Origin of the sequence: Nostoc sp. CENA543 (genome assembly GCF_002896875.1) — a bacterium.
In the GTDB taxonomy this organism is placed as follows: domain Bacteria; phylum Cyanobacteriota; class Cyanobacteriia; order Cyanobacteriales; family Nostocaceae; genus Trichormus.
This window is the reverse complement of record NZ_CP023278.1, coordinates 3,450,216-3,476,065: the sequence shown is the minus strand read 5'-3', so window position 1 is coordinate 3,476,065 and position 25,850 is coordinate 3,450,216. Positions and strand designations below refer to the sequence as shown.

Genomic DNA, 25,850 nt, shown 5'->3' with positions numbered 1-25,850 from the left:
TTGATGATTGTCTTTTGGCAAAGCCACACCGCAGAAAAGCTAATGACTGTTGACTAATGTACGGGCGGGTTTAACCAAAATATCTGTTTGACAACGTGAATCTCTCACTGAACCCGCCCCTACTGACTATTGACTATTGACTGATAACATTTTTGAAAATCTTGCTGGACTTGTTGGCGAATCGTTTCATGGTCAAAAGTGGCGTTGGCGGTTGAGGCGATCGCATCCATACATTGATCTGGGTTAAAGTCTTTCAAGTTGCACCCAGGAATATTTAAGCGTTGGGTGAGGTCTTTACCTTTGTTGGAATAGTACAAGTTAAAAGGGATTTTGCCACTTGCTAGGGCTAATACGGCTGTGTGATAACGAATGGCGACTATCACACGGGAAATGGCTAATGCACCCATGACTAGTTCCCATGTGGGTATTTGATTAGTCATGCCAAAGGGATTAAAAATTTTCAGTCCTGGAACTTGTTGGGCGATTTGTGCTGCTACTGCTAGGTCGTTATCTGCTCCGTAAGCTTGAGACTGAATGAGCAATACTGGTTGATATCCTTGTTGTTGACAGTTGCGACTGAGGGCAATTAATTGATGTTGAAACTGTTGATTATCATGGCTGTACATAGAGTCAAAGGCGCGCAGGGAAATTAAAGCGGCCGTTTCTGGTGGAATCTCCTGTGCTTGAAAGATTTGTTTGGCTGTTTCTTTGGCTGCTGCACTCACTATCAGGGTGAAGGCTGCATCAAAAGATAGAATTGCGGTCACTCCGGCTTGAGTTAAACGTTGATGGCTTTGGGCATCGCGGACACACACAGCCGCTAACCGCCGTAGGCAAAACGTTAAGGCTTGAAAACTTAAGCCATGACAAGAGCGTGGGATTGATTGCCCAAATAAAAATGTCTTTCGGGGCGATCGCTGTAATTGTAGTAAATTGCGAATGAAGGCTTTGGTGATTAAACCTTCACGGGCATTATTGAAGATATCACCACCGACGCTGATATAGCCGTCACAGCGTCCCATTTGTGGCACAATCTGCAACCCTGGAATCAACTCTGGTTCTAAATCTTGGAATTTAGCTATAACTTGAGCTTCTGATGCTAAGGCTGTCAGCGCGCTATAAATGGCAGCATCACCAATATTTAACGTCGAATATGTATTTACCAGACCAATAGTGAGTCCCATGATTCATTAACAAAATAGAGAGTCTCATGTAATTGACTGGTAGATGCTCAACACTATCAATAGATCAGTGTTTATTTTTGATAACAGGTATAATACCTTATACCATACTTTTCGGGTTTATCAGAAAATAAAGTATAAAAAAATTCTTAATTCATACTGAAAATAGACTGGTTTGTCTCCGCAAAATCATTGATATTTAATAGTAATTCTAATCATTGATTTATCGTAATATTACCGTTTTGTACCTAGTTGAGTGAATAAAAAAGTATTTTGATTTTTGATTTTACACTGTTTATATTTTTTACCCAGTGTATAAAGGTATAGAACTGTCAACATAGAGTAATTACAACTAAATAATAAGTAATTTATATGACATTATGCCAAAGATAAGTTACGTAATTTTCAATGCCATCCTCTTAAGTTTGACCTGGATAGCACCCAGTGTGGCTTTACCGTTATCTCCAGGCGATCGCGTCAAGGTGATTATTCCCGAAGGGGAGGAATTTAGCGGAATTTTTGAAGTCAATTTAGAAGGCGACTTAGAAATTCCCTATCTATCACCTTTACCTGTGGCGGGATTAGAACCAAAGCAAGTCGAGGAAAATCTCACAACAGCTTTGATTGACGGAGCTTTTTTCCAGCGTTCTTTTTTGCAAGTCAACGTGAGGGTGGTGCAGTGGGCTTCAGTAGAAGTTTTTGTGAGTGGAGAGACATTTTTACCAGGAAGAGTATTTATTAATGAACTGAGTCCTGGTGATAGAACACAGCAGCCCGTACCTGTGGCTGGACAATATCCCCCTAACCGTTATCTAACAGTTGCTATTCGTGACGCTGGCGGAGTCAAACCCACAGCTGATATTAAACAGGTTCAACTGATCCGCGAACGAGAAACGCGAGTAATTGACTTATCTGGAGTGATAACTGGTGAACCCTTTGCAGATATCCCTCTAATTGCAGGCGATCGCATTATCGTTCCTGATGCTGGCAAGATGCACAATGAGTTAGTGCGTCCTTCACCTATTACTCCAACCGGGATCAAAGTTTTCCTCTCGAATTTGACTGTACCAGCCACAGGTAATGCGCCTTCGGCTGTGGGTAATGATGGCTCATCTTTTCCCTACGGTGCGCGTTTTTCTCATGCGGTGGCTGCGGCTAACTGTGCAGGAGGCACAAGAGGAACTAATGCTGAACGCAAAGCCGTTTTAGTGACCACTGAACAATTAACAGGCAAAACAACCTACATAGAACGCAGTGTCAATAAACTGCTCACAGGTGTGAATGATGACACCAATAATCCCTTTTTAAAAGCTAATGATGTTGTAGCTTGTTATGACTCCAAAGTAGTGGGAGTTCGGGATGTCCTCCAAACCATTCTTAATCCTCTCTCAACTCTGCGAAGTATATTCCGATGACAGAAAGACGGTTGATTTTTCCCTTAGCAATCATCATCGGTCTGATAAAAGCCCGATGGTTGCGTTATGGAGTTCTGGGTGTGTTGGGTAATGTGCTGATCTGGGGGTCAACAATCCAGTATTTAAAAGTGACCAAACCAACCTATACCAGTGAATTTGCACTGATTTTAACTGGGGCAAGTTTTGGTGTGAATGTTAACCTCCCAGAAATTGGTCAGGCTTCTTCCTCTAGTGCTTCTGGGTTAAGTAGTTCTACTTTCGATGCTAGAGCTAATTATGAGTATATTTTTACCAGTGAGCCAGTATTAAAGGCAGCAGCTGCGATCGCTAAAATGCCAGATGAGTCATTCAAGCCCCGAATTAAACTGTTAGACAACACCACAATGATGTTATTTGAGGTGACAGGCAAAAGTCCAGAAGATGCCCGCTTGAAATCTTTGGCTTTGTATCAAGCAATGGTGAATCGTATTAACACCTTACGGGCTGGGGAAATTAGTCAGCGTGGTCAACCTACGCAAAAAATCTTACTTTCCGCCCAACAGAAACTTGAAGAATCTCAGAAACGGCTTTCGGAATATAAAGTCCGTTCTGGCTTGAGTTTTCCTGATCAAATAGGTAATCTCTCTTCTAATATTGAGCAGTTGCGGCGACAGCGTGCAGAGGCTACAGCCCAAGAACAACTCACCAGCAAACGCATGCAGCAGCTGATTCAAGATTTAGGACTGACTCCCCAAGAAGCAGCCGATGCGTTTTTACTCCATGCAGACCAAATCTTTCAAAAAAACCTCAAGGACTATAGTGAAGCTACGACAACCTTAGAAGTTTTAATGACTAAGTATGGTGATAACCATCCCCAAGTTATTAAGGAAACCAAACGTCGTGAGGCTGCTTGGATTGCCCTGTTAGAGCGTAGTAAATTTCTTACAGGTAAACAACTGACTGCCAATATACTTACACGTTTAACTTTAGCTGTGAATGGCTCTGGTCGGGATACATTATTTCAAAGTTTAATAGTTTACCAATCTGATCAAAAGGGACTTATCGGTCAGATTAAAGCTTTGGACTCAGAAATTGCTCGTCTAGAAATGCGTTTAAATACTTTATCTCAACGGCAATCTACCTTAGAAAATTTGAAGCGAGATCAACAGATTGCTGAAGCTGTCTTTGCTTCCACTCTCACCAAATTAGATTTAGGCCAAGGAGATGTGTTTGCCGCTTATCCTCTGGTGCAGTTGGCAATGGAGCCTAGTTTACCAAAAGAACCCACAGCCCCTAAAAAGGGCTTGATTTTCGCTGGGGCGGCGGCTGGTTCAGTCTTTTCTACCCTTGGTCTTTTAATCCTGTGGATTCGCAAACCTTGGATAGATAAGCTGGCTAAGTGGTTGTCTTGAGAGTGCTGAGTGATGAAAAAATTTTTTAAGTTAGAGCATGATATTCAGCCGGAGAACGTACCGGAAAAAGTGATATGGTGGGCGATCGCTAACACCTACATTATTTGGGTTTTTGGTGGACTATATGTTGTTGGGTCTGTTTTGTGTTGGGTGCTGTTTGCATTTCTCTTAATTAAAGTCCTGGCACAAACAAAAGACACCCCACCAGAGGAGAAAATTTCTATTCCCTGGTCTATCTGGGTATGGATTGCTGGGATGTTGGCAATGGAAGTAGCATTAATAGCGGGGCATATGGACTATAATTTGCCCACTGGTTTAATTATTAAATCTTCTATTGGTTGGGCAAAAGGTTGGGCAGCATTGGCTCTTTATCCTTTGGCTGGTTGTTTAAAGATTCGTCCACAAATTATTTATCGAGCTGTTTGTGTTGTTGGGTTTCATACTCTGATAATAACTCCCTTTTTATTATTAACTCCTTCTCTTCATTTACCCCAAATCTTGTATGTCTCTCCACTCAAAGCGGTTGGGGGGCCGGGTAATGAATTTTTTGATGTCCCTCTCTATGAAATTGATGGTAGTACGGGTGATTTGCGTTGGCGGTTATTTACTCCTTGGGGGCCAGCTTTAGGTTTTGTCGGCAATGTTAATTTTATGCTGGCGTTGCAAGAAAAAAATCAAAAGTGGCGATGGTTTGGCCTAATCGGATCTATCCTCATGTGCTTCGTTTGCAAGTCCCGTATGGCTCAGGTTTGTATTGTGGCGATTCCGTTGCTCACAACGGTTTTATCTGGACTGACTCGCCCCATGATCCTGATTGGCCTAGGAATCTCTAGTTACCTGGGGGGTATTTTCTCACCATCGATTATTCTGGCTTTTAATAATTTTTGGGACGGTTTTAAGGCTGCAAGGGCAGGTTCGACACGGGTAAGGATGGCTTTAAAACGGATTGCAGTTTATCGTTGGCATACTGAAGCACCAATTTGGGGACATGGGGTAGTTGAAGACGGCCCTCACCTTGTGGAACATATGCCTATTGGTTCTCACCATACTTGGGCAGGTGTATTGTTTGTTAAAGGAATTGTCGGGTTTATTGCTTTAGCTATACCAATGGGCGTAAGTTTTGTTGATTTGTTAATTAAGTCTTTAGATCCCAAACGTCCCGCCGCTAAAGTTGGCTTGAGTATTTTAATGATTTTGTTTCTCTATACTTTTGGGGAAAATTTAGAGATTTTAGTTTACCTATACTGGCAAGGATTAGTCGTTATGGGTATTGGCTCTAAGGACAAGTATGTTTAATGAGTGTTGAGTGTTGAGTGTTGATTTTTCCCTACCTACACAAGTAACTTTAATAATAAAGTCGGATTCTTATAGTAAACATTGATTAATTTCAATAGTTAATTAGTTTTAATCTAAACTAATTGACATATTTTTTGATGATAAATATTTCTAATCGATAGCTTTAGAGATTGGCATTTTACCATTTTATATTCTTGGGTAAATATAGAAGAAAGCAAAATCAACTCCAGATATTAATTTTTGGAGAAACCCAATGGTAGCACTCACAGCAAATATTCAAAATCTTTCTAATTCTGGGCTTTTGACAGTAGAAACTGTAGAAATAGCCGGAGAAACTATAGGTATCCGTTGTTTGGATTGGGATCGTGAACGGTTTGATATTGAGTTTGGATTACGCAACGGCACTACCTATAATTCTTTTTTAATTCAAGGTGAAAAGATTGCTTTAGTTGATACTTCCCATAGAAAATTCGAGCAGTTATATCTAGAGTTAATTACGGGATTAATTAATCCCAATCAAATAGATTACTTAATTATTAGCCACACAGAACCAGACCATAGTGGCTTAGTCAAAGATATTTTGCAGTTAGCCCCTGATATCACGGTGGTTGGTGCTAAGGTGGCTATGCAGTTTTTAGAGAATATGGTTCACCAGCCATTTAAATCAATAGTGGTGAAAAATGGCGATCGCCTAGATTTAGGTAAAGGTCACGAGTTAGAATTTATTTCCGCGCCTAACTTACATTGGCCTGACACAATTTTTACCTACGACTATCAAACAGGCATTCTCTACACCTGCGATGTGTTTGGAATGCACTACTGCGATGATCATACCTATGATGAAAATTTTGCGGCAGTGGAAGCAGATTTTCAGTATTACTATGATTGTCTGATGGGGCCAAATGCCCGGTCAGTTTTAGCAGCTTTAAAGCGAATTGAAAAATTAGAAATTAAAACAATAGCTACAGGACACGGGCCTTTATTACAGCATCACATTCCAGCTTGGATCGAAAAATATCAAACTTGGAGTTTAGAACAAGCCAAAACTGAGAAATTAGTGGCTTTATTTTATGCTGAAGATTACGGTTACAGTGAGCATTTAGTCCGTAATATTGGGCATGGCTGTACAAAGGCGGGGGTGGCTGTAGAACTGATTGATTTAAATAGTGCTGAACTGCAAGAAGTTAGAGAAATAGTTGCACAAGCAGCCGGATTAATTATTGCCATGCCCTCCCAATCGGCGATGAATGCACAAGCAGCTTTAAGTACCATTTTGGCGGCGGTGCATCAAAAGCAAGCTATTGGTTTATTAGAATCCGGCGGGGGAGAAGATGAACCAATTTATCCCCTACGCAATAAGTTACAAGAATTGGGTTTAGTAGAAGCCTTTCCCCCGATTTTAGTTAAAGAAACTCCTAGCCAAAGCCTAGAAAAACTGTGTGATGAAGCGGGGACAGATATGGGGCAATGGTTGACCCGCGATCGCAATATCAAACAAATCAAATCAATTAACAGTGAATTAGAAAAAGCCCTGGGTCGGATTAGTGGGGGATTGTATATTATCACGACCAAAAAAGGCGAAATTCAAAGTGCCATGTTTGCCTCCTGGGTGACACAAGCCAGTCTCAACCCGTTAGGTGTAGCGGTAGCAGTAGGTAAAGAACGCGCCATTGAATCTTTAATGCAAATAGGCGATCGCTTCGTGTTAAATGTCCTAGCAGAAGGCAACTATCAAGGATTAATGAGACATTTCCTCAAACGTTTTCCCCCTGGTGCAGACCGCTTCGCCGGAGTGAAAACCTATCCTGCTAATAACGGCGCGCCCATTCTCGCCGAAGCCTTAGCCTACATGGAATGTGAAATCAGCAGTCGCATAGACTGCGGCGACCACTGGATAATTTACAGCACAGTCCAAAATGGTAGAGTCGCAGACATCAACGCCCTCACCGCCGTTCATCATCGCAAAGTCGGCAATCATTATTAGAAGGCAAAAGTTATCACAATTCGCAATTCGCAATTCGCAATTCGCAATGGACTTCGTCCCGCTACGCTAACGCAATTAAGAAAGTCAGATACCATCTTGGTTTCAAGCTTTGCATCTGTTTCTTAATTTTGGAGAATTGGTATTAGAATGCCCGATTCCCAATGCCCAATCCCCAGTCCCCAATCCCCATTCCCACCACCATGTATAAATCTGTAGAAGATAACCCAATTTCTCTGTACGAAATCAATCGGAGTCGCATTGTCCGCAGTTTGGAACTGATTCAAGATGTGATTGTCATCTCCCTTTGTATGGGATTATTTAGCTTCATGGTGATTCAGGTGCGAGATATGTTTCTCTCCCTGCTTCCCCCTTTAGACTTTCACATTGTCACCGCAGATATTTTGTTTCTGCTGATTTTAGTCGAATTATTTCGCCTATTGATTATTTACCTCCAAGAACAACGCATATCTATTGGCGTAGCAGTGGAAGTTTCTATTGTGTCCGTCTTACGAGAAATTATCGTCAAAGGTGTACTAGAAATTTCTTGGAGTCAAGTTTTAGCAACCTGCGCCTTTCTTTTAGTTCTCGGCATACTTTTAGTAGTACGAGTCTGGCTACCCCCAACTTTTGAAGGTATCGACCCAGAACAACAGGTGTCTCAACGTTACAAGAACCGTGGTAAGTGAGGGACTGGGGATTGGGGATTGGGGATTAAGTAGACAAGGTAGACAGGGTAGATTTTTATTCCCGTTCCCAATATCCAATGCCCCATGCCCAGAATTATTTAATTTTGAATTTTGAATTAAAACCATGACTATATCAACTAACATTCGTCCCAGAGATGTACAGGTTGCAGAAATTGGTCAGAATACATTGGTGTTGCGATCGCGTACTTGGGAAAGATTAAAATTTGAGGTTGAGTATTCCCGTCAAAAGGGAACTACAGCCAATTCTTATCTCATCCAAGGTGACAAAACTGCTTTAATTGACCCGCCTGGGGAATCTTTTACGAACATTTTTCTTGATCAACTCGCCCAACATCTCCATTTTTACAGCCTCAATTACATTATTCTCGGTCACGTTAACCCTAACCGTACTGCCACTTTAAAGGCATTGTTAGCGCAAGCACCCCAAGTGACTCTCATTTGTTCCCGTCCGGCTGCTAATGTTCTCAAGTCCACTTTTCCCGAATGGGAGTCACGCATTCAAGCTGTGCGTTGGGAAGACACCCTAGATTTAGGACAAGGACATCGCCTCAGTTTTATTACTGTTCCGACTCCCCGATGGCCAGATGGTTTATGTACCTATGACCCAGCTACGAAAATTCTCTATACAGATAAGTTTTTTGGCGCACATATCTGTGAGGATACTTTATTTGATGAAGACTGGAAAAAGTTAGAGGCAGAACGGCGTTATTACTTTGATTGTCTCCATGCACCCCAAGCTAAACAAGTAGAATTAGCGTTAGATAAGTTGACTAATTTAGGTGCTAAATGTTATGCACCTGCTCATGGGGCAGTGATTCGCTATAGTTTGAGTCGGTTTAGTCACGATTATCGTCAATGGTGTCAAGCACAGAAATCACAGGATTTAACTGTAGCGTTACTGTATGCTTCTGCCTATGGGAATACAGCAATTTTAGCCCAGGCGATCGCTCAAGGTTTAATTGACAATGGCATTAATGTAGAGTCAATTAACTGCGAACTAACAGAACCAGCAGAAATCACGCGCATTATCGAAGCTTGCGACGGTTTTATTATTGGTTCTCCCACGCTTGGAGGTCATGCACCTACACAAATTCAAACGGCTTTGGGTATAGTTCTTTCTACAGCTGCAAAAACTAAGTTAGCTGGGGTCTTTGGTTCTTATGGTTGGAGTGGTGAAGCTGTTGATTTAATTGAAAATAAGCTCAAAGACGCTAACTATCGTTTAGGATTTGACACAATTCGCGTCCGCTTCACTCCAACATCAGAGATATTACAAGCCTGTCAGACAGCAGGCGCAAACTTTGCCCAAACCTTAAAGAAAACCAAGAAATTACGCACCACTCGCCAAGCCGTCACAGAAGCACAAATTGACCGCACTGAACAAGCTGTAGGGCGAATCATTGGTTCTTTGTGTGTTGTCACCACTCGCGACCAAGATCATCACAAAGGTATTTTAACTTCTTGGATCTCCCAAGCCACCTTTAATCCCCCAGGAATTATGCTGGCTATTGCCCAAGAGCAAAACGCCGATTTAATGCGTCATCCTGGCGATAAGTTTGTGCTGAATATCCTCAAAGAAGGTAAAAACGTCCGGCGTTATTTTTCTCGTCAAAGCACATTAGGTGATAATCCCTTTGCCCACCTAGAAACCAAAACAGCCGACAATGGTTGTTTAATTCTGACTGAAGCTTTAGCCTATCTGGAATGTACAGTCATCAATCAACTCGAATGTGGTGATAGATATTTGATTTATGCCGTAATCGATAAAGGGGAAGTGTTAGAAGGTGACGGGGTGACGGCCATAGAACATCGGAAATCAGGTAGTTATTTTTAGAGGGTAAATGCTGAGTAATGAGTAATAAGTAATGAGTAATGAGTGATGTTAGCGGTAGTGGGGCGTTTAACTGATGCTGAGTGAAGTTTTTCTTCCCCTGCTCCCTGCCCCCCTGCCTCCTCTGCCTCCTCTGCACCCTCAAAAAACTAAAAACCAGAAATGTAAAGATTTCCTTACCGTTTCTGGTTTTTTATTTGAAGTAATGGTAAATTGATATACAGATTTAACAAATTTTTAATGATTGGGTTGAGCGATCGCCTGTCGGTTGAGTGTAAATTTGCTCCTTAAAGCAATAGAGATTGCGATTAAGCAAGATGAAAGCTCGGCGATCGCTAAAAAAATTGATCTTATGATTCTGCGCTAGTGGTAGCTAAACGCTGTTCTTTGATGCTTTGCAGTTGCAACAACAGAGAGTCAACTTCTGCTTGCAAGCTCATAAATTTGACTTGTTGATCACCTTGATAACAAGTTTTGGTTAGTTCGCGGACTCGAACAGATTGAGTTTCACGTTCAGCAGTAGTAGATATACAAGTAGTCATCGCTATTTAAGTTCCACAACTCACACCTTCGGTAAGTAATATGATAAAGCAACTTTAAGCTTTGTTAAATGATTGTGTCATTTAAATCATTTACTCTAATATGTTACGGTCTGTATGATAAGTGACTGCGATAGTATGCCTTAAGTTCCAGAGTCCAGAGACTTCTAACTAAGAACGCATACTATGGTGTTGATGGCAAGGGGGCAGGGGTGCAGGGGAAGAAAAACTTCATTTACCACTCATTACTCATTACTCATTACTCATTACTCAGCACTCAGCACTCCGTTCACCCACCTTACAGTTAGAATAACTCCCAACTATCATAGGAAGCATCTTGTTGTTATTAATACACATATGAGACTTCCTATAATTCCCCTCACGTTGATCCTGGTTTTGGCTTCCCCCTCGCTAGCACAAGCACCAACACCCACAGCAGAAGAACAAATCACAGAAGCAATTATGCTGAATAATAATGCTGAGGGTGTGATTTATAAAGACTTTGTTGGGTTAAATGAACTACAAGCCGCCTTAACGCAATTCCAACAGGCGTTAGCTATGTTCAGAAAATATGGTGCAGCAGCTGGAGAAGCTAACGCCCTTGTTAACATCGGCTATGTATATTTTCGTCAAGGCGAATATCCTAAAGCACTGGAGTATTTTCAATCGTCTTTAGAGATTCACAGAAAAACCCGTGACAAACAAAATGAATGGATACCCCTTTCTTATATGGGTGAAATTTATGTCAATTTGGGGCAGAATGTTAAAGCTATAGAAACATACCAAAGTGCTTTAGCCATTATCAAGGAATTGAAAGCTACTAACTCTACAGACTCTAGTTATACTAGCAGTGAAAAAATTATCCTGGGTGATGTAGGTGCGGTTTATTTTCGCCTGGGACAATATGCTAAAGCCTTGGATTTTTATCAACAAAGTTTAGCTCTCCAAAAAGCCAGTAATGATAAAATTGGCAGTATTCAAACTCTTAATAATATTGGTGTTGTTCACGTTAATTTGGGTAACTATACTCAAGCTTTAGATGCCTATCAACAAGCTTTAAATAGTCTACAGGAATGCTGCTCTAATTATCTGGGTACACAAGCAGCAACTATGAATAATTTAGCGGGTGTTTATTTTAGTTTGGGGCAGTATCAAAAGTCTTTGGAACTAGCAGAGAAGTCAGCCAATATATATCAACGACTAGGTAGTACAAATTCTGAGGAACTAAATAAGCAAGATATTAAATTACTATACGATTATCTGGGTCAAAATTCTCAAGCCGTACAGCAATTTAGTAGTCGTGCTGTTGTAGGGGAGGCTTTTGGTAAAGACTCATTTCAGTTCCAAGGTAGGGCAGTAAATTTAAATAATATTGGGCAAATTTATGCTAATTTGGGTAAATATGAGCAAGCTTTAAAACTTTATCAACAAGCACTCAATATCTATAAGGAAAACAACTATCAACCAGGCGTAGCAGTCACACTGAATAATATAGCTAGGGTACAAAGTGAGCAAGGTAAATATCCCCAAGCCATTGAGTTAAATCAACAAGCCTTAACTATTTATAAACAAGTAGGCGATCGCACTGGTGAAGGTGTGACAATAAGTAATGTAGGACAAATCTATCAACAACAAAACCAACTCGCCAAAGCTGGGGAACTATATCAGCAAGCTTTAGCCATACATCGGGAAGTTAGTGATAAAGCCAGTGAAGCTACAACCCTGAAGTTTTTAGCTGATAGCCTATCTGCACAAAATCAACCACAGCTAGCCATTGCATTTTATAAACAATCAGTCAATTTAACAGAAGTAATTCGGCAAAATTTGCGTGTTTTACCCACTAATATTCAACAATCATATACAGAAACCGTTGCCGAAAGATATCGCCGTTTAGCTGATTTATTACTCAAACAAAATCGCCCCAGTGAAGCACAGCAAGTTTTGGATTTACTTAAAATCCAAGAAATGAATGACTTTATAGGAACTCAACGCAGTACACCCAAGAAAACAGCCGTAGTTAATAATGGACAACGGGGAACAAATACAGAAACACCCGCACCACAAAATCTACCATTAAAGCCACAAGAACAAGACATTACACAAAAATATAGCGCGATTCAAGATAAAGCGATCGCCTTGGGACAAGAACTCACAAATCTGCGTAAAATTCCCCAAAGTTCACGTACACCAGCACAGGAAAAACGTCTTACAGAATTAGTGAAATTAGAACAAACAATTGCAGCTGAGTTTAATAAATTTACCAAAAATCCGGCTGTAGTCGCCCTAGTACAGCAACTATCTGCAAATTCTGGGCAGGAAAACTTAAGCTTACGTCAACTCAACTCACTACGAGATAATTTACGTCAGTTAAATCAACAAGCGGTTTTATTATATCCCTTAGTTCTAGAAGACAGACTAGAGTTAGTTGTAGTAACTGCTGATTCACCCCCAATTCATCGTCCAGTCGCAGTCAAAGCCACAGAATTAAATCAGACAATTGCGGAATTTCGCCAAACGATAGTTGTACCTTACAAAGATAGTAAAACCCCAGCGAGTAAATTATATAATTGGCTAATTAAACCCATAGAAAATGACCTCAAACAAGCTAATGCTCAAGCAATTATCTATGCTCCAGATAGTAAACTCAGATATATACCGTTAGCAGCATTATATGATGGGAAAAACTGGCTAGTTGAAAAGTATATTGTGAATAATATCACTGCTGCTAGTTTGACAAAATTAAACAACAAAACCCCAGCCTCCTTACCCACACTAGCCGCAGCCTTTACCAAAGGTGATTATCAAGTAGCTGTTGGAGAAAGAAAAGAGGTATTGAGTGGGTTAGAATTTGCGAAAACTGAGGTCGAAAACTTAGCAAAAACAATCAAAGACACAAAGATTTTATTAGATAAAGAATTCAGCACTAAAGTAGTCATTCCCCAGATGAATGACTACAAAATTGTACATTTAGCTACACATGGAATGTTAGTTAGTGGTGATCCTGAAGATTCATTTATTCTTTTTGGTGATGGTGAACGCGTCACCCTCAAAGATATAGAAAATTGGTCTTTACCTAATGTCGATTTAGTAGTGTTAAGTGCTTGTCAAACTGGCTTAGGTAAACAATTAGGTAACGGACAAGAAATTCTCGGTTTAGGATATCAAATCCAGCTTACAGGTGCTAAAGCTTCTGTTGCTTCTCTTTGGGCTGTTTCCGATGGTGGAACACAAGCCTTAATGGATGCGTTTTACGCAAATTTAAAAACTGGAAAAATCACTAAATCTGAAGCTTTACGCAACGCACAACTGCAATTATTAACAGCAGCAAATAGCCAATTTCAACACCCCTATTATTGGGCTTCATTTATCTTAATTGGGAATGGGTTGTAATTTTAGGGGTGCAGGGTGATTAAGTAATGAGTAATGAGTAATGAGTAATGAATAAATACTCATTACTTATTAAGTAAAATTTAACTACAAAAGTCTTTTTTGCTCATGATTAATTATAACGCAAATATCAGTATTCAAGAAAGAACAGAAAAATTTGCAATAAGAGTTATCAAAGCTTATTCCGAGCTAAATAAAAGACCTTTTGACGACGCGGGTAAAATTTTGTCTCAACAATTTTTAAGAAGTGGGACATCAATAGGTGCAAACTGTTCAGAAGCTAAATATGCACAATCAAATAAAGACTTCATCAATAAGTATTCTATAGCTTTAAAAGAAGCTAATGAAACCCTTTATTGGATAAAAATAATGATAAAGTCTGAGTTGGTGTCCGAATTAAAATTTCAAAATCTGATAGAAGAGAACGAAAAAATTATTAAGATATTAACAACTTCAATCAACAAATTGAAAGACAAATAAAAAATAATCTACTCATTACTCATTACTCATTACTCATTACTCATTACTCTTACATCCCTAAAAAAGACAAAGGCTTTTTTACTGATGCTGTTAAATCTGCAAAAGTACCTTCTCCAATCAATCGTCCTTCATCAAGGACAATTATCCAATCTGCACGTTGCATGACATGGAGACGATGAGTAATCATAATTGTAGTTTTACCACTGCGATCGCTCAATAATTGCTCTAGTAATCTTGATTCACTAGATGGGTCAATAGAACCTGTAGATTCATCCATAATTAGAATAGGTGGATTACCAACAATTGCTCTCGCTATAGCTAATCTCTGACGCTGTCCACCAGAAAGATTAGCACCAAATTCACCCAAGACAGTTTGATATTTATCTGGTAGATAACTAATAAATTCGTCTGCACCTGTAATTTTACAAGCTTTAACTATCTCTTCAAAAGTAATTTCTGGGATACTTAAGCGAAAATTATCAACAATAGAACGACTCCAAAATTGTGCATCTTGAGGAACTAATACAACTTGCTGACGCAAATTTTCTAGAGCAATATCTGGCAAATTATAATCACCTATTCTAATATTACCAGACTGTAGAGTATAAAGCCCTGAAATCAACTTAGCTAAGGTACTTTTGCCACAACCAGATTGACCTACTATAGCAATTACTTTACCTCCAGGAATGGTGATAGAAAAGTCTTGTAATAAATCTACTCTACCTGCATAGTGAAACTTTAAATTAGTACAAACAATATCAGCATTAGCAGAAATTTTTACCCAAGATTTTTGTTCATTACCTTGGCTTTCAGGCGTTGTATCAATAACATCTTCTAAACGCTGCAATGAAGTTTTCGCTTGGACAATCGCATTAGAAAAGCCAATTAACGCACCAATAAAGCTCAGGAAATTTCCATTCATACTATTGAATGCTAATAATTGCCCAAAAGTTATTTCTCGTGTAATGGCTAAACTACTACCAAACCACAATAAAATTACGCTACTCGTTGCTAATACTAGACTCGAAAAGACATTATTAATTGTGGAAATTTGTATAGTTTTCAATGCCAAATTTGCTAGTTTACCAAATTGTTCTTGCAACTCTTCCCATAACTGGGGAGCTATAGTTGCACTCTTGAGAGTAATAGCACTTTTAAAAGTTTCAACTAAAATTCCTTGATTTTCAGCTTCTAAAACTAATAAAGAACGAGTTTTTTGTTGCAGAAGTGGTAAAAAAATCACAGTTGACACTGACATTAAGATGGCAAATATTAATGCCATAATTGTCAATTTACCACTGTAAAAAAACATAAAAACTAGAGATACTACAGCAATAAATAGTTGACTGGGTAATCCAATCACTGATTGAGAAACTAACTGATTAATTTCTTGGATATCCCGCAAACGACTAATAACTTCACCACTACGATGCGACTCATAATATATCAGTGGTAACTGAAGAATTTGCTTCCCAAACTCCAGCACTAATCCTAGTTGCAATTTTTGAGAAAAGTGGGTAATTAAATTTGATTGTACTAGTCTGACAATACTACTCATCAAATTCATGACAACAGCAGCAATCATCACTGTTGTTAATAATTGATTATCTCCACGTACTAACACTTCATCAGTGAGTAACTGTAATAAAAAAGGATAAATTAAGGATAGCAATCCCAAAAAAATGTTAAGTAAAAAAGCTTCTGTCAGAATAGCGCGATTATTCCATACAGGCTGCAAAAAACGCTGAAACTTACTTAAATTCTCATGGGGTTGACTAAAAAAGCGGATATTATCCGGCTCAAGTAAAAGCATGAGGCGATTTCCCCAACCCGCTAATAATTCATCTTTGGTGAGATAACGCACCCCAACAGCCGGATCAGCTATAATAAACCACTTTCCTTTTTTGCCATATAAAACTACCCAATGATTACCTTGCCAATGAATAATCGCTGGTAAAGATAGCTGATGTAGTTGTTCTAAAATTTCTATGGCAACTCTTACACCCCTAGCATTAAATCCTAAAACTTCCGAACCTCGTTTTAGCCCTAATAAAGAAGTACCCAGTTGTCCTGTACCTACAGCCTCACGAACACGGCTCATACTCAGTATACGCCCGTAGTGCTTGGCTACTGTAGCCAGACAAGCTGCTCCACAATCTTCTTCGCTGAACTGACGAACGAGTTGATAAGCCATAACACTGTCTGAAAATAGGGAGTAGGGAGGATGTATACACAACACTTTTCGTGTTTGTTGCTGAGATTTTCTCATGAAAAGCAGCAATGATGGTGAGTGAGTGCTGAGTAATGACTAGTGAGTAGTGAGTGCTGAGTAAAAATATTAGTCGCTTTTTTATGTTTGGCTATGAAAAGTCTTACCTGTGCTTTTCTGTTTCCTGTTCCCGGTTCCCTCTTCCTTGTTACCTTCCTACGCCAGTAAATTATCTATAAATACTGATAGACAATTCTACTTTCTGATGAGCGTAATTATATCTTGGGTATGGTTTTAAACCTCACTGAGACTTGTTAGGGTTGCTAATGAAATAATCACAACCGCAATCATTATGACTTTTACACAAACTGGTGATCCAACTATTCGCCAACATATTCAAGCATGGCGACAATTAGATACAGACGAACAGTTGGCTTTATTCTGGTTTATCTACACAGAAATGGGTGAATCGGTTACACCAGCAGCACCTAATGCTAGCACTGCTTCTCCAGAAATTGCTGAAGGTTTATTTAATCAAGTTCTAGAATTAAGCCATGAAGAACAATTGCAGTTACAACGCGATTTAATCAACCGTGTAGATAATCGACTCAGTCGTCAATACGGCTCATTGAGTGATACAACCAAACTACTATTTTGGTATCGTTTAGCTCAAGGTATGGACGATAATACTATTGTGCCGATGCCTGGTGATTATGAACTTTCTGATGAAGCAGAAGAGCTTTTAGATGGAATCAAAACGTTGTCATTTGAAAAGCAAATTACACTTTTCCGTGACTATGTTTCCCCAATGGGTGCTGAACCAAAACCTGGTGCTGAGATTTAACAAAAAAGTTTCAACTTGGTATTTTTTCTCTGACTCATTAAAGTATAAAAATCTAATTTGGTTTGGAGAAAAAATATAAGTATATGTAGGGTGTGTTACGCTGTTGCTAACACACCTACTATCAATCCCCTGGGAGCGTTACGGCTTACTCCTAACACACCCTAGCTATATACTTATCTGTTTAAAAATCGAATAGTAATCCTATAGTTGAAGGATGCAGTAATTTACTGTGTCTAGGTTTCCGACTTTTTTGATAAGTCGGGTATCTTGTTTGTTTAGGGACGGAGATAAAGGTTTAAAAGTTAGACAATTTTATACTTACTTTTGTGTAATTTATTTTTTATAAATGAACAAGAGAATAATTTTTAAATATCTACTTTTGTTATTTTTGAATTTCTGATAGGTTAGATGCACCCAAAGCTCGTAACGCCCTTTGCCTTGTATTTTTGAATATAAATTAAATTTGAAAATAAAACCTCTACCTTTTGACTGGTTTAAATTTATTTTTTTGTGTGATTACGTCTGCCTTTTTATAGTGTTTTAGACATAGATATTTTTTTAACTTAAACGAAGTGAATACAATCATTTGGCGAATTTATTTTGGCGTTGACTTTTTTACTTGGTGAATAAAATTAAAAATAAATTGAATCCGTAAAAAATTACATTCACCTTAGTAACAAATAGATGATAATCTTTTAGGAGGGCTTTATGACTTCTACCAATGTTAATCCTGTAGAACAAGCCGCAGCGAATTTCCAGCAATTAGATATAGACGATCGCCTAGTAGTATTGGGTGCATTGTTTGAGCAAGTTAGTGATACAATCTCCACCAGTGATATAGATAAATTACCCACACAAAAAGCTGCGGAATTAGTAGCCCAAATTCAGCAAGTTTCCCCAGAAGAACAGATTTTTGCTTTGCGTGATTTGCTACCAGCTACTAGGAATGATCAAGATGAAACCATATTAGATCCCCATCCGAGTAAAGCGATGGTAGAACTAGCCCAAGGTGGCACAACAATTCCCACAGGCGAATATGGCGCACTCAAAGCCGAAGAGAAATTAGCTTTTTGGTATTACTTAGGACAACGATTAGGCAGCACCGTTATCGACATCCCAGACGACTACATCCCCTCAGACCAAGCTACAGAAGTTTTAAGCAATCTGCAATCATTAGACACGGATGATTTAGTCTCTTTCTTGAAACAAGTGCTGCAAACTCAAGTCTAAACATAAAGAATTTCAGTGTTGCTGAAGACGGGGAAATTAGGTACTTTACCTTGTTTCCCCTTTTTTTTGGGCATAGAAGAGGAATTGGTGCAGGGCGCAGGGTGCAAGGGGGAGAAAAATTTCCCCATTTCTCCCTGCCCCCCTGCCCCCCTGCCCCCCTGCCTTCTTTCTTCTCCCATTCCCTATTGCCCAATCTTTTGATATCTACCCAGGGCAATTAAGGGGAAATATTGTTGGTAATAGTGGTATTTGAGATAAAAGTGACAAGGGAAGCCTGTACCTGTGAAGTCTGCTTCAAACCAGCTACCATCAGATTTTTGAGTGGATACTAGATAATTAATTCCTTTTTCTAGAGATTCACGGGTAAATTTACCGGTGGCTTCTCCGGCTGCTATTAAACCAATGATTGCCCAAGCTGTTTGGGAGGCAGTGCTGCGTCCTTTGCCTTTGAGACTAGGATCATTGTAACTTTGGCAGGTTTCACCCCAACCGCCATCAGGGTTTTGACAGCTAACTAACCAAGCTGCACCACGTTCGATTTGACGTTGATATTTTGTAGGTGAAATTGCAGCTAATGCTGAAAGTACACCACTTGTCCCATAGATGTAATTTACACCCCAACGCCCAAACCAACAACCTTCTGCTTCTTGTTCGTTTAATAAATAATTTAACGCCCGTTCTAGGTTGTGGGGTGCAATGGATAAATTGCATAAACCCAGCATTTCTAAAACTCTAGCGGTGACATCGGCTGTATTGGGGTCAATCATTGCTTTCAAATCACCATAGGGTATGGCATTGAGCCAATCTTGGTCATTGTCAATATCAAAAGCTGCCCAACCACCAGGTTTACACTGCATTGACTCTACCCACTTCAAGGCGCGATCGCAAGCCATCTGTTTTAATTGTTCATTAGGTAGCTTGGCGGCGTGCAGTGCCATAACTACTACAGCTGTATCATCTACATCGGGATAAAATCGATTGTCAAACTCAAACGCCCAAGCACCCGGTTTCCCTTGGCGATTTTTCACCATCCAATCACCATAGTCAAGGATTTGCTTTTGTAATAACCATTCTCCTGCTTTAGCGATCGCTGGATGATCTGGGGCAATACCAGAATCTATAAATGCGCGTATTACCCAAGCTGTATCCCAAACTGGAGAAACACAAGGCTGGACACAGTAACTATCTTCTGTCTCAATGGCAAAGTTATCGATGGCTTGTAAACCCCGTTCCACAATGGGATCATTGACATGATAATTTAGACACCGCAAAGCCAACATAGAGTTAAGCATAGCGGGAATAATTCCCCCCCAGTCTCCTGTTGCTTCTTGGCGTTCTAAAATCCATTGTTCTGCGGCTTTAATACCTTCTTCGCGGAAAGGAATAAAATTAAAACTTTCGGCTAATTTAAATCCCGCATCGAGGGTAAGAAATAAATCTGTCCAGTCATTATTGCGGGGTAACTCCCACTGGACATTTTCTACACCTTCGGCGTATAACTCATCAAGATTGATGCTGGGATTAGTCACAAAAACCGGTTTTTGGTCAAAGACAATTAACAACGGCACAGTGCTAGAACGCGCCCAACTTGACATTTCATAGATATTCACCGGAAATTCTTTTGGTAATAGCATCACCCAAGCCGGTAGAGAAGGCAAACCACGCCAGTCATAACAACCCACCAAAGCCAAGTGAAATTTAGTAAAGATGCGAGTTTTACTAATACCGCCCCGTTGGAGAATAAAATCTCGCGCCCGCATCATATCAGGGTCACTAGCTGGCACACCCAGCAACCGTAACGCCATATACGCCTCAACAGACGTACTCAATTCACCACCATCATCATAAAATAATTCCCAGCCTCCGTGCTGCCGTTGCTGAGAACGCAGATATGCTTCTATTTTATGCAGAGGTCTAGTTTGATCAGTTCCCCAAATTTTATGGAGTAAAACCACCTCAGCCGTGATAGTAACATTAGACTCCAACTCAGCCCACCAGTAACCAGCCGGATTTTGCAGTGATAGCAAATATTGTTGACTAGCTGCGATCGCTTCTGCAAGTTGATTGACTTGTACCCTGTCTTGTGTCTGCATTAAATACTACTCAATATTTTCGCAATGAATACGGCAGTACGGAGAAAAAATTTTTCCCGCATTTAGCAAATATTGTATTGTGTTTGAGGGATTTATTGGGAATAAGTGGTGAGTGCCGTTAGCGGTAGCGCGGCGTTTAGCCGGTGCTGGCTAATGACTAATGACTACTGACTAATGACTGTTGACTAGGAGCAATATGGGTGCATTTATCTTGGGAATCACATTACTATCTTTATTGATTTGGTTGGGGTTGTTGACTTTGCGGGGGCAGTTTTGGCGAGTAGATCCGCAATTAGAAGCGGTTGAGCCTGTGTTAACATCTTTACCTAAAGTGTGTGTAGTTGTTCCGGCGCGTAATGAGGCGGAATTGTTACCGATTACACTGCGATCGCTTTTACTTCAAGATTACCCTGGGGAGTTTCATGTCTTTCTCGTAGATGATCATAGTACAGATGGGACGGCTGCTTTTGCTGAAGGGGTTGCCCATGCTGTTGACAAGGCGCAACAGTTACATATTATTTCTAGTGCATCTTTACCCCCTGGCTGGTCTGGTAAACTTTGGGCGGTAGAACAAGGAATTCAAAACGGTACAAAATTAGCACCAGATTATTTTTTCCTCACTGACGCAGATATTGAACATGATGTCAATAATCTGCGGCGATTAGTTGCCCAGGCTGAACAAGAAGATTTAGATTTAGCTTCCATTATGGTGAAGCTAAGATGTCAAAGCTTTTGGGAAAAATTATTAATTCCCGCATTTGTTTTCTTCTTTCAAAAACTCTATCCCTTTCGTTGGGTAAATAATCCTAAAAATAAAACGGCGGCGGCTGCTGGCGGTTCTATTTTGATTCGCGCTTCAGCATTAGAGAGAATCGGCGGTATTTCAGCTATCCGTCAAGCTTTAATTGATGACTGCGCCTTAGCACAAGCTGTAAAGGGGACTGGGGACTGGGAAAGAGGGAAAAATACTCCCTCATCTTTCCCAACTCCTTCTAGAAAAATTTGGCTGGGTTTGAGTTCTTTAACTCGCAGTCTGCGTCCTTATCCATCTTTGCAAACAATTTGGGATATGGTGGCGCGGACTGCATATACTCAATTAAATTATTCTCCCTGGTTACTGTTGGGAACTGTAGTGGCGATGACGTTGATTTATTTAGTTCCGCCTCTGGGTTTACTTATAGGTGCATTGCTGGGAAATCAATTTATTGCACTTACTGGTTTAATTACATGGTTGTTGATGACTTTGGCTTATTTTCCAACAGTGCGTTTTTACCGATGTTCATTTATATTTGCTTTTAGTTTACCTGCGATCGCTTTTCTTTACACCTTAATGACGATAGATTCTGCATTACGTCATTGGCAAGGACGCGGCGGCGCATGGAAAGGCAGAGTTTATCCAAGTTAACCCAAACAGAATATTAGGTGGCGGGCGCAGTTACAGTTTGGCGTATACAGCTTGCGCGTAATACGCAAACGTTAAATTAGTAGTAGCGTGGCAAGGCTAAAATGTTGCATGAAAACATCGGTTTTATCCGCGTTTATCGGCGTTTATTTGCGTTTAAATTTTTCCAATTTAATGCACTATTTTAGTCCGGTCACGCCACTACTTCTAATTTTTTGTCAACAATGACATACAAGTTTTATCATTTGTTGTTAAGTTGCAAGTGTCTAAGCTGAAAAATTCACAAGCTCTCTATAGTAAGATATGTAACCCAATTCGTTTAACTTATTTAATACCTTATTAGCACTTTCAGCTACACTCTCTTGAACAGTGTCACATTCAACATCTGGATGAAGCGGAACTTCATAAGGATCATCAATGCCTGTAAACTGCTGAATTTTACCCAACCTGGCTTGTTGATATAAACCTTTAACATCTCGTTGTTCACATACTGCTAAAGGTGCATTGACATAAACCTCAATAAAATTGCCAATTAAATTACGCATTTCATCCCGCATCTGATAATATGGTGCGATCACTGGTACTAATACAACTACATCATTTCTAGTGAGTAAGTGCGCGACGAAACTAATACGACGGATATTTTCTTGTCTGTCTTCTTTGCTAAAGCCTAAACCTTTAGTTAAATGTTGACGGACTTGATCACCATCTAACACTTCAACTTTACGTCCAATCATTCTTAATTCTTTTTCCACAACTTGACAAATAGTAGATTTACCCGCACCACTTAAACCGGTCAATAAAACGGTTACACCAAGATTTTTACTCATAGTTTTTTGTCCCGTCAAATTAAATGAGTTTATTGATCAAGCATGGAAGATAGTTTTGCCTAGATATCTATGAAATATTAATGTAAAATTAATTTTTATTTAAATAAGTATAATTACTAACTGACAACATCTTTACCTTGTGGAATAAAACCGATTGTTACGAAACTCAATGAATTAACCGTATAATTACTGTGAGTATCAATTTATTAATTAGCTAGTGTTTTGCTTAAAAATAAGGCTATACAAGCAAAAAATAGAGATACTCATCTAAATTAACCCAAAAATTCAAGTTTTGTCTTGTTTGGCAACAACGAAACTTAAATATCCATATCTTTGATTGTGCGGTGGCACCACAATTATGTAATTGCTCCCCGCACTAATATCACCGTACTATCTACACCAGAGGCGATCGCTTCTGGTATATTTCCTTGAATAGCCTGTTGTAGTAAGCCTTCGCGGGAAGCACCCAACACCACCACATCAAAGCCTTGGTTTTCTACTAAGTCAATTACACCCTCAGCCACAGAATTAGCTTGTACGGGAGTTGCGACGACTGTACTCGCTAATTGACGGCGACGCATCAATTGACGCAAGGCTTGTTCTATCACCGTCATATCTGGCTGAAATTCCAGGGGTTTAAACACCCGTGTTAAACAAATTTGGGGATGATCTCCCAGCGTAACTAAAGCTGGTAACAGTTTAATTGCTAATCTTGCATTCGGCCCCCCAGCCATAGGCACCAACCAACGGTTGAAGGAGTGCTGAGTATTGACTGTTGACTGTTGACTGCTACCTAATTTAACTAGCACTACGTCACAGGTGGCTTGGCGGATGATGGTATCTACGACGTTGCCAAAAATTCGTCCTGGGGTGGAGGTGTTACCTTTCCAACCCATCAAAATTAGGTCTATATGGCTTTCATTGATGCTTTCTAGGATAGCTTGGGCGGTGTCGTGGGCAACGCGAATCTGAGTATGTAGGGGAATGTGCCATTTTTTTGCTAAAACTTCCGCTTGTCTGAGGAGACGGCGACTTTTTGTAGTTCTGACTGGTGTTTCGGCGGGGGAACTGTGGCGCGATACTAAAATCACCTGGACGCATTCTATTTCATAGTGGCGATCGCGGGCAATGGCAGCAGCCATTTCTAATAATGTCTCGGCGGTTTCGGGGTTGGCGACGGGGACTAATAATCTACCTCTGCCAACACTAGGCGATCGCGTTTGGTAAACTACATAGGAAGGTTCCGGTTGTGGCCCTGGAATTGCGGTTTTCCCGTTCAATTGATCTGCTTCGGCGCGGATAATGTCTGCACGGGTAATAATCCCAATTAGTTTTTTCCCCTCTACTACAGGTAAGCGGCTGAGTTGATATCTATCTAGTAAATACAACACATTACTCAAGTTATGCACAGGTGTCACCGTCATGGGATTGGCGGTCATAATCTCTCGTAAAGTTGTATCCTTTTGTAAGTGACGATTTTGAATTTTAGTTAAATCTGATTGGGTGACAATTCCCACTAGTTTACTATTCTCCACAACCGGAAACCCGCGATGATGGGAAGTAGAAAAGGCTTGTGTGACTTCTTCTAAAGTCATGTCTGCATCTAGGGTTTCTACCCGTTGTTGCATTACATCCTTGGCGGTTAACTGGTTTAAAATGCCTTCGACGGAAACTTTTTTAGTTAAGGTAATACCATTCAATTGCAACAGCTTTTCATACAGCGAACCAGGAAATACTTTATCAGCTACTAAATAAGCCGTGACTACCACAATCATTAAAGGTAGCACTAAATTAAAATCCGTGGTCATTTCAAAGACAATCACAATAGCAGTGATGGGGACTTTAGAAACTGCACTAAAAAATCCCCCCATCCCAGCTAAAGCATAGGTAATGGGAGAAGCTTGATCAACAACTTGGAAGCTCAACACCCCTACCATGTGACCCAAAACTGAACCTAAAATCAGACTCGGTGCAAATAATCCTCCCGGCGCGCCCGAACCAAAGGCGATTAAGGTGAGAATAAACTGAGAGATAAAAGCGATCGCGGCTACGGTAGGCTGTAATTCACCTGTAATAATATATTCTCGTAATCCCGTATTATCCCTAAAAGATGCTGGCAATAAAGAAACAATAATTCCTGAAATTAAGCCAGCTAAAGCCATCCTCAAGGGTAAGCTAATATGCAACCGACGATATAATTTAATACTTAAAATCAAGCCTTGATTAAATAATGCCCCCAGTATCCCTGCTAAAACACCCAACAACAAGAAAAAGGGAATTTCTGTAAAGTAAAATTTACTGGAATAGTGCATTAATTGGATACTTAAATCAAAACTGCCACCACCCAGCAATCGCGACATCACCCCACCAATAAACGCCGCGATAATTGCAGTTCCTAAAGTTAAACCTGATAAATCTTGCAGTAATTCCTCAATAATAAATAGTACCCCAGCAATCGGAGCATTAAACGCCGCCGCCAAACCAGCCCCCGCACCGGCTGCTATCATTTGTCGCCGATGATCAGGCGAAGTCGGAACTAAATGACTCATCCCCGCCGCTAAACCAGCACCCACTTGCACCGTCGGCCCTTGTCTTCCTAAAGTCATTCCCGAACCTAAGACAATAATGGCAGTGAATAGCTTAATTAAAGCTACCCGCCAAGATAATTTCGTCGGGACATTAGCCAAAGTCGCCTTGACTTGAGGGATACCACTACCCGCCGCCTGTGGTGCTAACCTTTCTACCAGCCAGCCAGCTAAAAACCCAAAACTCACCCCGACTAGAGGTAAAGCCACCCATGCCGGTAAAATATGGGAACTCTGAACCCGAAATGCACCCAAAGAACCCGAACCCACCTTTAAGATAACTGCCGAGAAAGCAGCCACCACCCCAATAATACAAGCTTCTGCGATCGCTAACCCTTTTCTTGGCTGCAACCACCTACGAAAGTCCATAAGTTAGTTGTTAGTTATTAGTCATTAGTCATTAGTCAACAGTCATTACTCATTACTCATTACTCATTACTTATTAC

The 25,850-nt window shown here is 40.2% G+C and carries 17 protein-coding genes; 11 read left to right on the top strand and 6 right to left on the bottom strand.

Annotated features, from left to right (window positions below):
- Positions 1 to 119 precede the first annotated feature (119 nt).
- Positions 120 to 1,184: a polysaccharide pyruvyl transferase family protein gene (locus CLI64_RS14355; protein WP_103137853.1), complete on the bottom strand. Its 1,065-nt coding sequence runs from the start codon at positions 1,182 to 1,184 to the stop codon at positions 120 to 122.
- 377 nt (positions 1,185 to 1,561) lie between these two features.
- Here CLI64_RS14355 and CLI64_RS14350 point away from each other — a divergent pair, with 377 nt between their 5' ends.
- From CLI64_RS14350 to CLI64_RS14325, 6 genes are all read left to right on the top strand, one after another.
- Positions 1,562 to 2,596 (top strand): polysaccharide biosynthesis/export family protein, encoded by a 1,035-nt coding sequence (locus CLI64_RS14350; protein ID WP_103137852.1) that lies wholly within the window; start codon positions 1,562 to 1,564, stop codon positions 2,594 to 2,596.
- Positions 2,593 to 3,987, top strand: coding sequence for a GumC family protein (locus CLI64_RS14345; RefSeq protein ID WP_103137851.1), 1,395 nt, complete (start codon positions 2,593 to 2,595; stop codon positions 3,985 to 3,987). The genes CLI64_RS14350 and CLI64_RS14345 overlap by 4 nt, the downstream gene beginning before the upstream one ends.
- Before the next feature lie 12 nt (positions 3,988 to 3,999).
- On the top strand, positions 4,000 to 5,283 hold the full coding sequence (locus CLI64_RS14340; protein WP_103137850.1) for a capsular biosynthesis protein: 1,284 nt from the start codon (positions 4,000 to 4,002) through the stop codon (positions 5,281 to 5,283).
- A gap of 253 nt (positions 5,284 to 5,536) precedes the next feature.
- A complete protein-coding gene (locus CLI64_RS14335; protein ID WP_103137849.1) occupies positions 5,537 to 7,267 on the top strand; it encodes a diflavin flavoprotein in 1,731 nt (576 codons plus the stop codon).
- Between the two features lie 200 nt (positions 7,268 to 7,467).
- Positions 7,468 to 7,953: a phosphate-starvation-inducible PsiE family protein gene (locus tag CLI64_RS14330; RefSeq protein ID WP_103140728.1), complete on the top strand. Its 486-nt coding sequence runs from the start codon at positions 7,468 to 7,470 to the stop codon at positions 7,951 to 7,953.
- Between the two features lie 124 nt (positions 7,954 to 8,077).
- The gene (locus CLI64_RS14325; protein ID WP_103137848.1) at positions 8,078 to 9,808 is read left to right on the top strand and encodes a diflavin flavoprotein; all 1,731 of its coding nucleotides are present in this window, start codon (positions 8,078 to 8,080) and stop codon (positions 9,806 to 9,808) included.
- A gap of 347 nt (positions 9,809 to 10,155) precedes the next feature.
- On the opposite strand, the gene CLI64_RS14320 is transcribed toward CLI64_RS14325, so the two are convergent.
- On the bottom strand, positions 10,156 to 10,347 hold the full coding sequence (locus tag CLI64_RS14320; RefSeq protein ID WP_103137847.1) for a hypothetical protein: 192 nt from the start codon (positions 10,345 to 10,347) through the stop codon (positions 10,156 to 10,158).
- Positions 10,348 to 10,701: 354 nt separating this feature from the next.
- Here CLI64_RS14320 and CLI64_RS14315 point away from each other — a divergent pair, with 354 nt between their 5' ends.
- Together CLI64_RS14315 and CLI64_RS14310 are read left to right on the top strand one after the other, a co-directional pair.
- On the top strand, positions 10,702 to 13,734 hold the full coding sequence (locus CLI64_RS14315) for a tetratricopeptide repeat protein (RefSeq protein WP_103137846.1): 3,033 nt from the start codon (positions 10,702 to 10,704) through the stop codon (positions 13,732 to 13,734).
- A 105-nt stretch (positions 13,735 to 13,839) separates the two neighbouring features.
- Positions 13,840 to 14,211, top strand: a complete 372-nt coding sequence (locus tag CLI64_RS14310; protein WP_103137845.1) for a four helix bundle protein — start codon at positions 13,840 to 13,842, stop codon at positions 14,209 to 14,211.
- A gap of 49 nt (positions 14,212 to 14,260) precedes the next feature.
- On the opposite strand, the gene CLI64_RS14305 is transcribed toward CLI64_RS14310, so the two are convergent.
- Complete coding sequence (locus CLI64_RS14305) at positions 14,261 to 16,405, bottom strand: peptidase domain-containing ABC transporter (RefSeq protein WP_103137844.1); 2,145 nt, start codon at positions 16,403 to 16,405, stop codon at positions 14,261 to 14,263.
- A 367-nt stretch (positions 16,406 to 16,772) separates the two neighbouring features.
- On the opposite strand from CLI64_RS14305, the gene CLI64_RS14300 reads away from it, so the two are divergent.
- Both CLI64_RS14300 and CLI64_RS14295 read left to right on the top strand, forming a co-directional pair.
- Positions 16,773 to 17,264 carry an orange carotenoid protein N-terminal domain-containing protein gene (locus tag CLI64_RS14300; protein ID WP_103137843.1) on the top strand — a complete coding sequence of 164 codons (492 nt, stop codon included), beginning with the start codon at positions 16,773 to 16,775 and terminating at the stop codon, positions 17,262 to 17,264.
- 708 nt (positions 17,265 to 17,972) lie between these two features.
- Positions 17,973 to 18,494, top strand: coding sequence for an orange carotenoid protein N-terminal domain-containing protein (locus CLI64_RS14295; protein WP_103137842.1), 522 nt, complete (start codon positions 17,973 to 17,975; stop codon positions 18,492 to 18,494).
- 182 nt (positions 18,495 to 18,676) lie between these two features.
- Here CLI64_RS14295 and shc read toward each other — a convergent pair whose 3' ends face one another.
- Positions 18,677 to 20,587: a squalene--hopene cyclase gene (gene shc, locus CLI64_RS14285; protein WP_103137840.1), complete on the bottom strand. Its 1,911-nt coding sequence runs from the start codon at positions 20,585 to 20,587 to the stop codon at positions 18,677 to 18,679.
- Positions 20,588 to 20,783: 196 nt separating this feature from the next.
- On the opposite strand from shc, the gene CLI64_RS14280 reads away from it, so the two are divergent.
- Positions 20,784 to 21,992 (top strand): glycosyltransferase, encoded by a 1,209-nt coding sequence (locus CLI64_RS14280; protein ID WP_103137839.1) that lies wholly within the window; start codon positions 20,784 to 20,786, stop codon positions 21,990 to 21,992.
- A gap of 263 nt (positions 21,993 to 22,255) precedes the next feature.
- Here the strand turns inward: CLI64_RS14280 and cysC are convergent, their stop codons facing one another.
- On the bottom strand, positions 22,256 to 22,819 hold the full coding sequence (cysC, locus tag CLI64_RS14275; RefSeq protein ID WP_103137838.1) for an adenylyl-sulfate kinase: 564 nt from the start codon (positions 22,817 to 22,819) through the stop codon (positions 22,256 to 22,258).
- Positions 22,820 to 23,175: 356 nt separating this feature from the next.
- Positions 23,176 to 25,773, bottom strand: a complete 2,598-nt coding sequence (locus tag CLI64_RS14270) for a chloride channel protein (protein ID WP_103137837.1) — start codon at positions 25,771 to 25,773, stop codon at positions 23,176 to 23,178.
- Positions 25,774 to 25,850 lie beyond the last annotated feature (77 nt).

Coding starts and splice junctions, on each gene's coding strand:
- CLI64_RS14340 (WP_103137850.1), top strand. CDS start 4,000: ATGAAAAAATTTTTTAAGTTAGAGCATGATATTCAGCCGGAGAACGTA.
- CLI64_RS14320 (WP_103137847.1), bottom strand. CDS start 10,347: ATGACTACTTGTATATCTACTACTGCTGAACGTGAAACTCAATCTGTT.
- CLI64_RS14315 (WP_103137846.1), top strand. CDS start 10,702: ATGAGACTTCCTATAATTCCCCTCACGTTGATCCTGGTTTTGGCTTCC.
- CLI64_RS14355 (WP_103137853.1), bottom strand. CDS start 1,184: ATGGGACTCACTATTGGTCTGGTAAATACATATTCGACGTTAAATATT.
- CLI64_RS14335 (WP_103137849.1), top strand. CDS start 5,537: ATGGTAGCACTCACAGCAAATATTCAAAATCTTTCTAATTCTGGGCTT.
- CLI64_RS14325 (WP_103137848.1), top strand. CDS start 8,078: ATGACTATATCAACTAACATTCGTCCCAGAGATGTACAGGTTGCAGAA.
- CLI64_RS14350 (WP_103137852.1), top strand. CDS start 1,562: ATGCCAAAGATAAGTTACGTAATTTTCAATGCCATCCTCTTAAGTTTG.
- CLI64_RS14305 (WP_103137844.1), bottom strand. CDS start 16,405: ATGGCTTATCAACTCGTTCGTCAGTTCAGCGAAGAAGATTGTGGAGCA.
- cysC (WP_103137838.1), bottom strand. CDS start 22,819: ATGAGTAAAAATCTTGGTGTAACCGTTTTATTGACCGGTTTAAGTGGT.
- shc (WP_103137840.1), bottom strand. CDS start 20,587: ATGCAGACACAAGACAGGGTACAAGTCAATCAACTTGCAGAAGCGATC.
- CLI64_RS14330 (WP_103140728.1), top strand. CDS start 7,468: ATGTATAAATCTGTAGAAGATAACCCAATTTCTCTGTACGAAATCAAT.
- CLI64_RS14300 (WP_103137843.1), top strand. CDS start 16,773: ATGACTTTTACACAAACTGGTGATCCAACTATTCGCCAACATATTCAA.
- CLI64_RS14310 (WP_103137845.1), top strand. CDS start 13,840: ATGATTAATTATAACGCAAATATCAGTATTCAAGAAAGAACAGAAAAA.
- CLI64_RS14270 (WP_103137837.1), bottom strand. CDS start 25,773: ATGGACTTTCGTAGGTGGTTGCAGCCAAGAAAAGGGTTAGCGATCGCA.
- CLI64_RS14280 (WP_103137839.1), top strand. CDS start 20,784: ATGGGTGCATTTATCTTGGGAATCACATTACTATCTTTATTGATTTGG.
- CLI64_RS14295 (WP_103137842.1), top strand. CDS start 17,973: ATGACTTCTACCAATGTTAATCCTGTAGAACAAGCCGCAGCGAATTTC.
- CLI64_RS14345 (WP_103137851.1), top strand. CDS start 2,593: ATGACAGAAAGACGGTTGATTTTTCCCTTAGCAATCATCATCGGTCTG.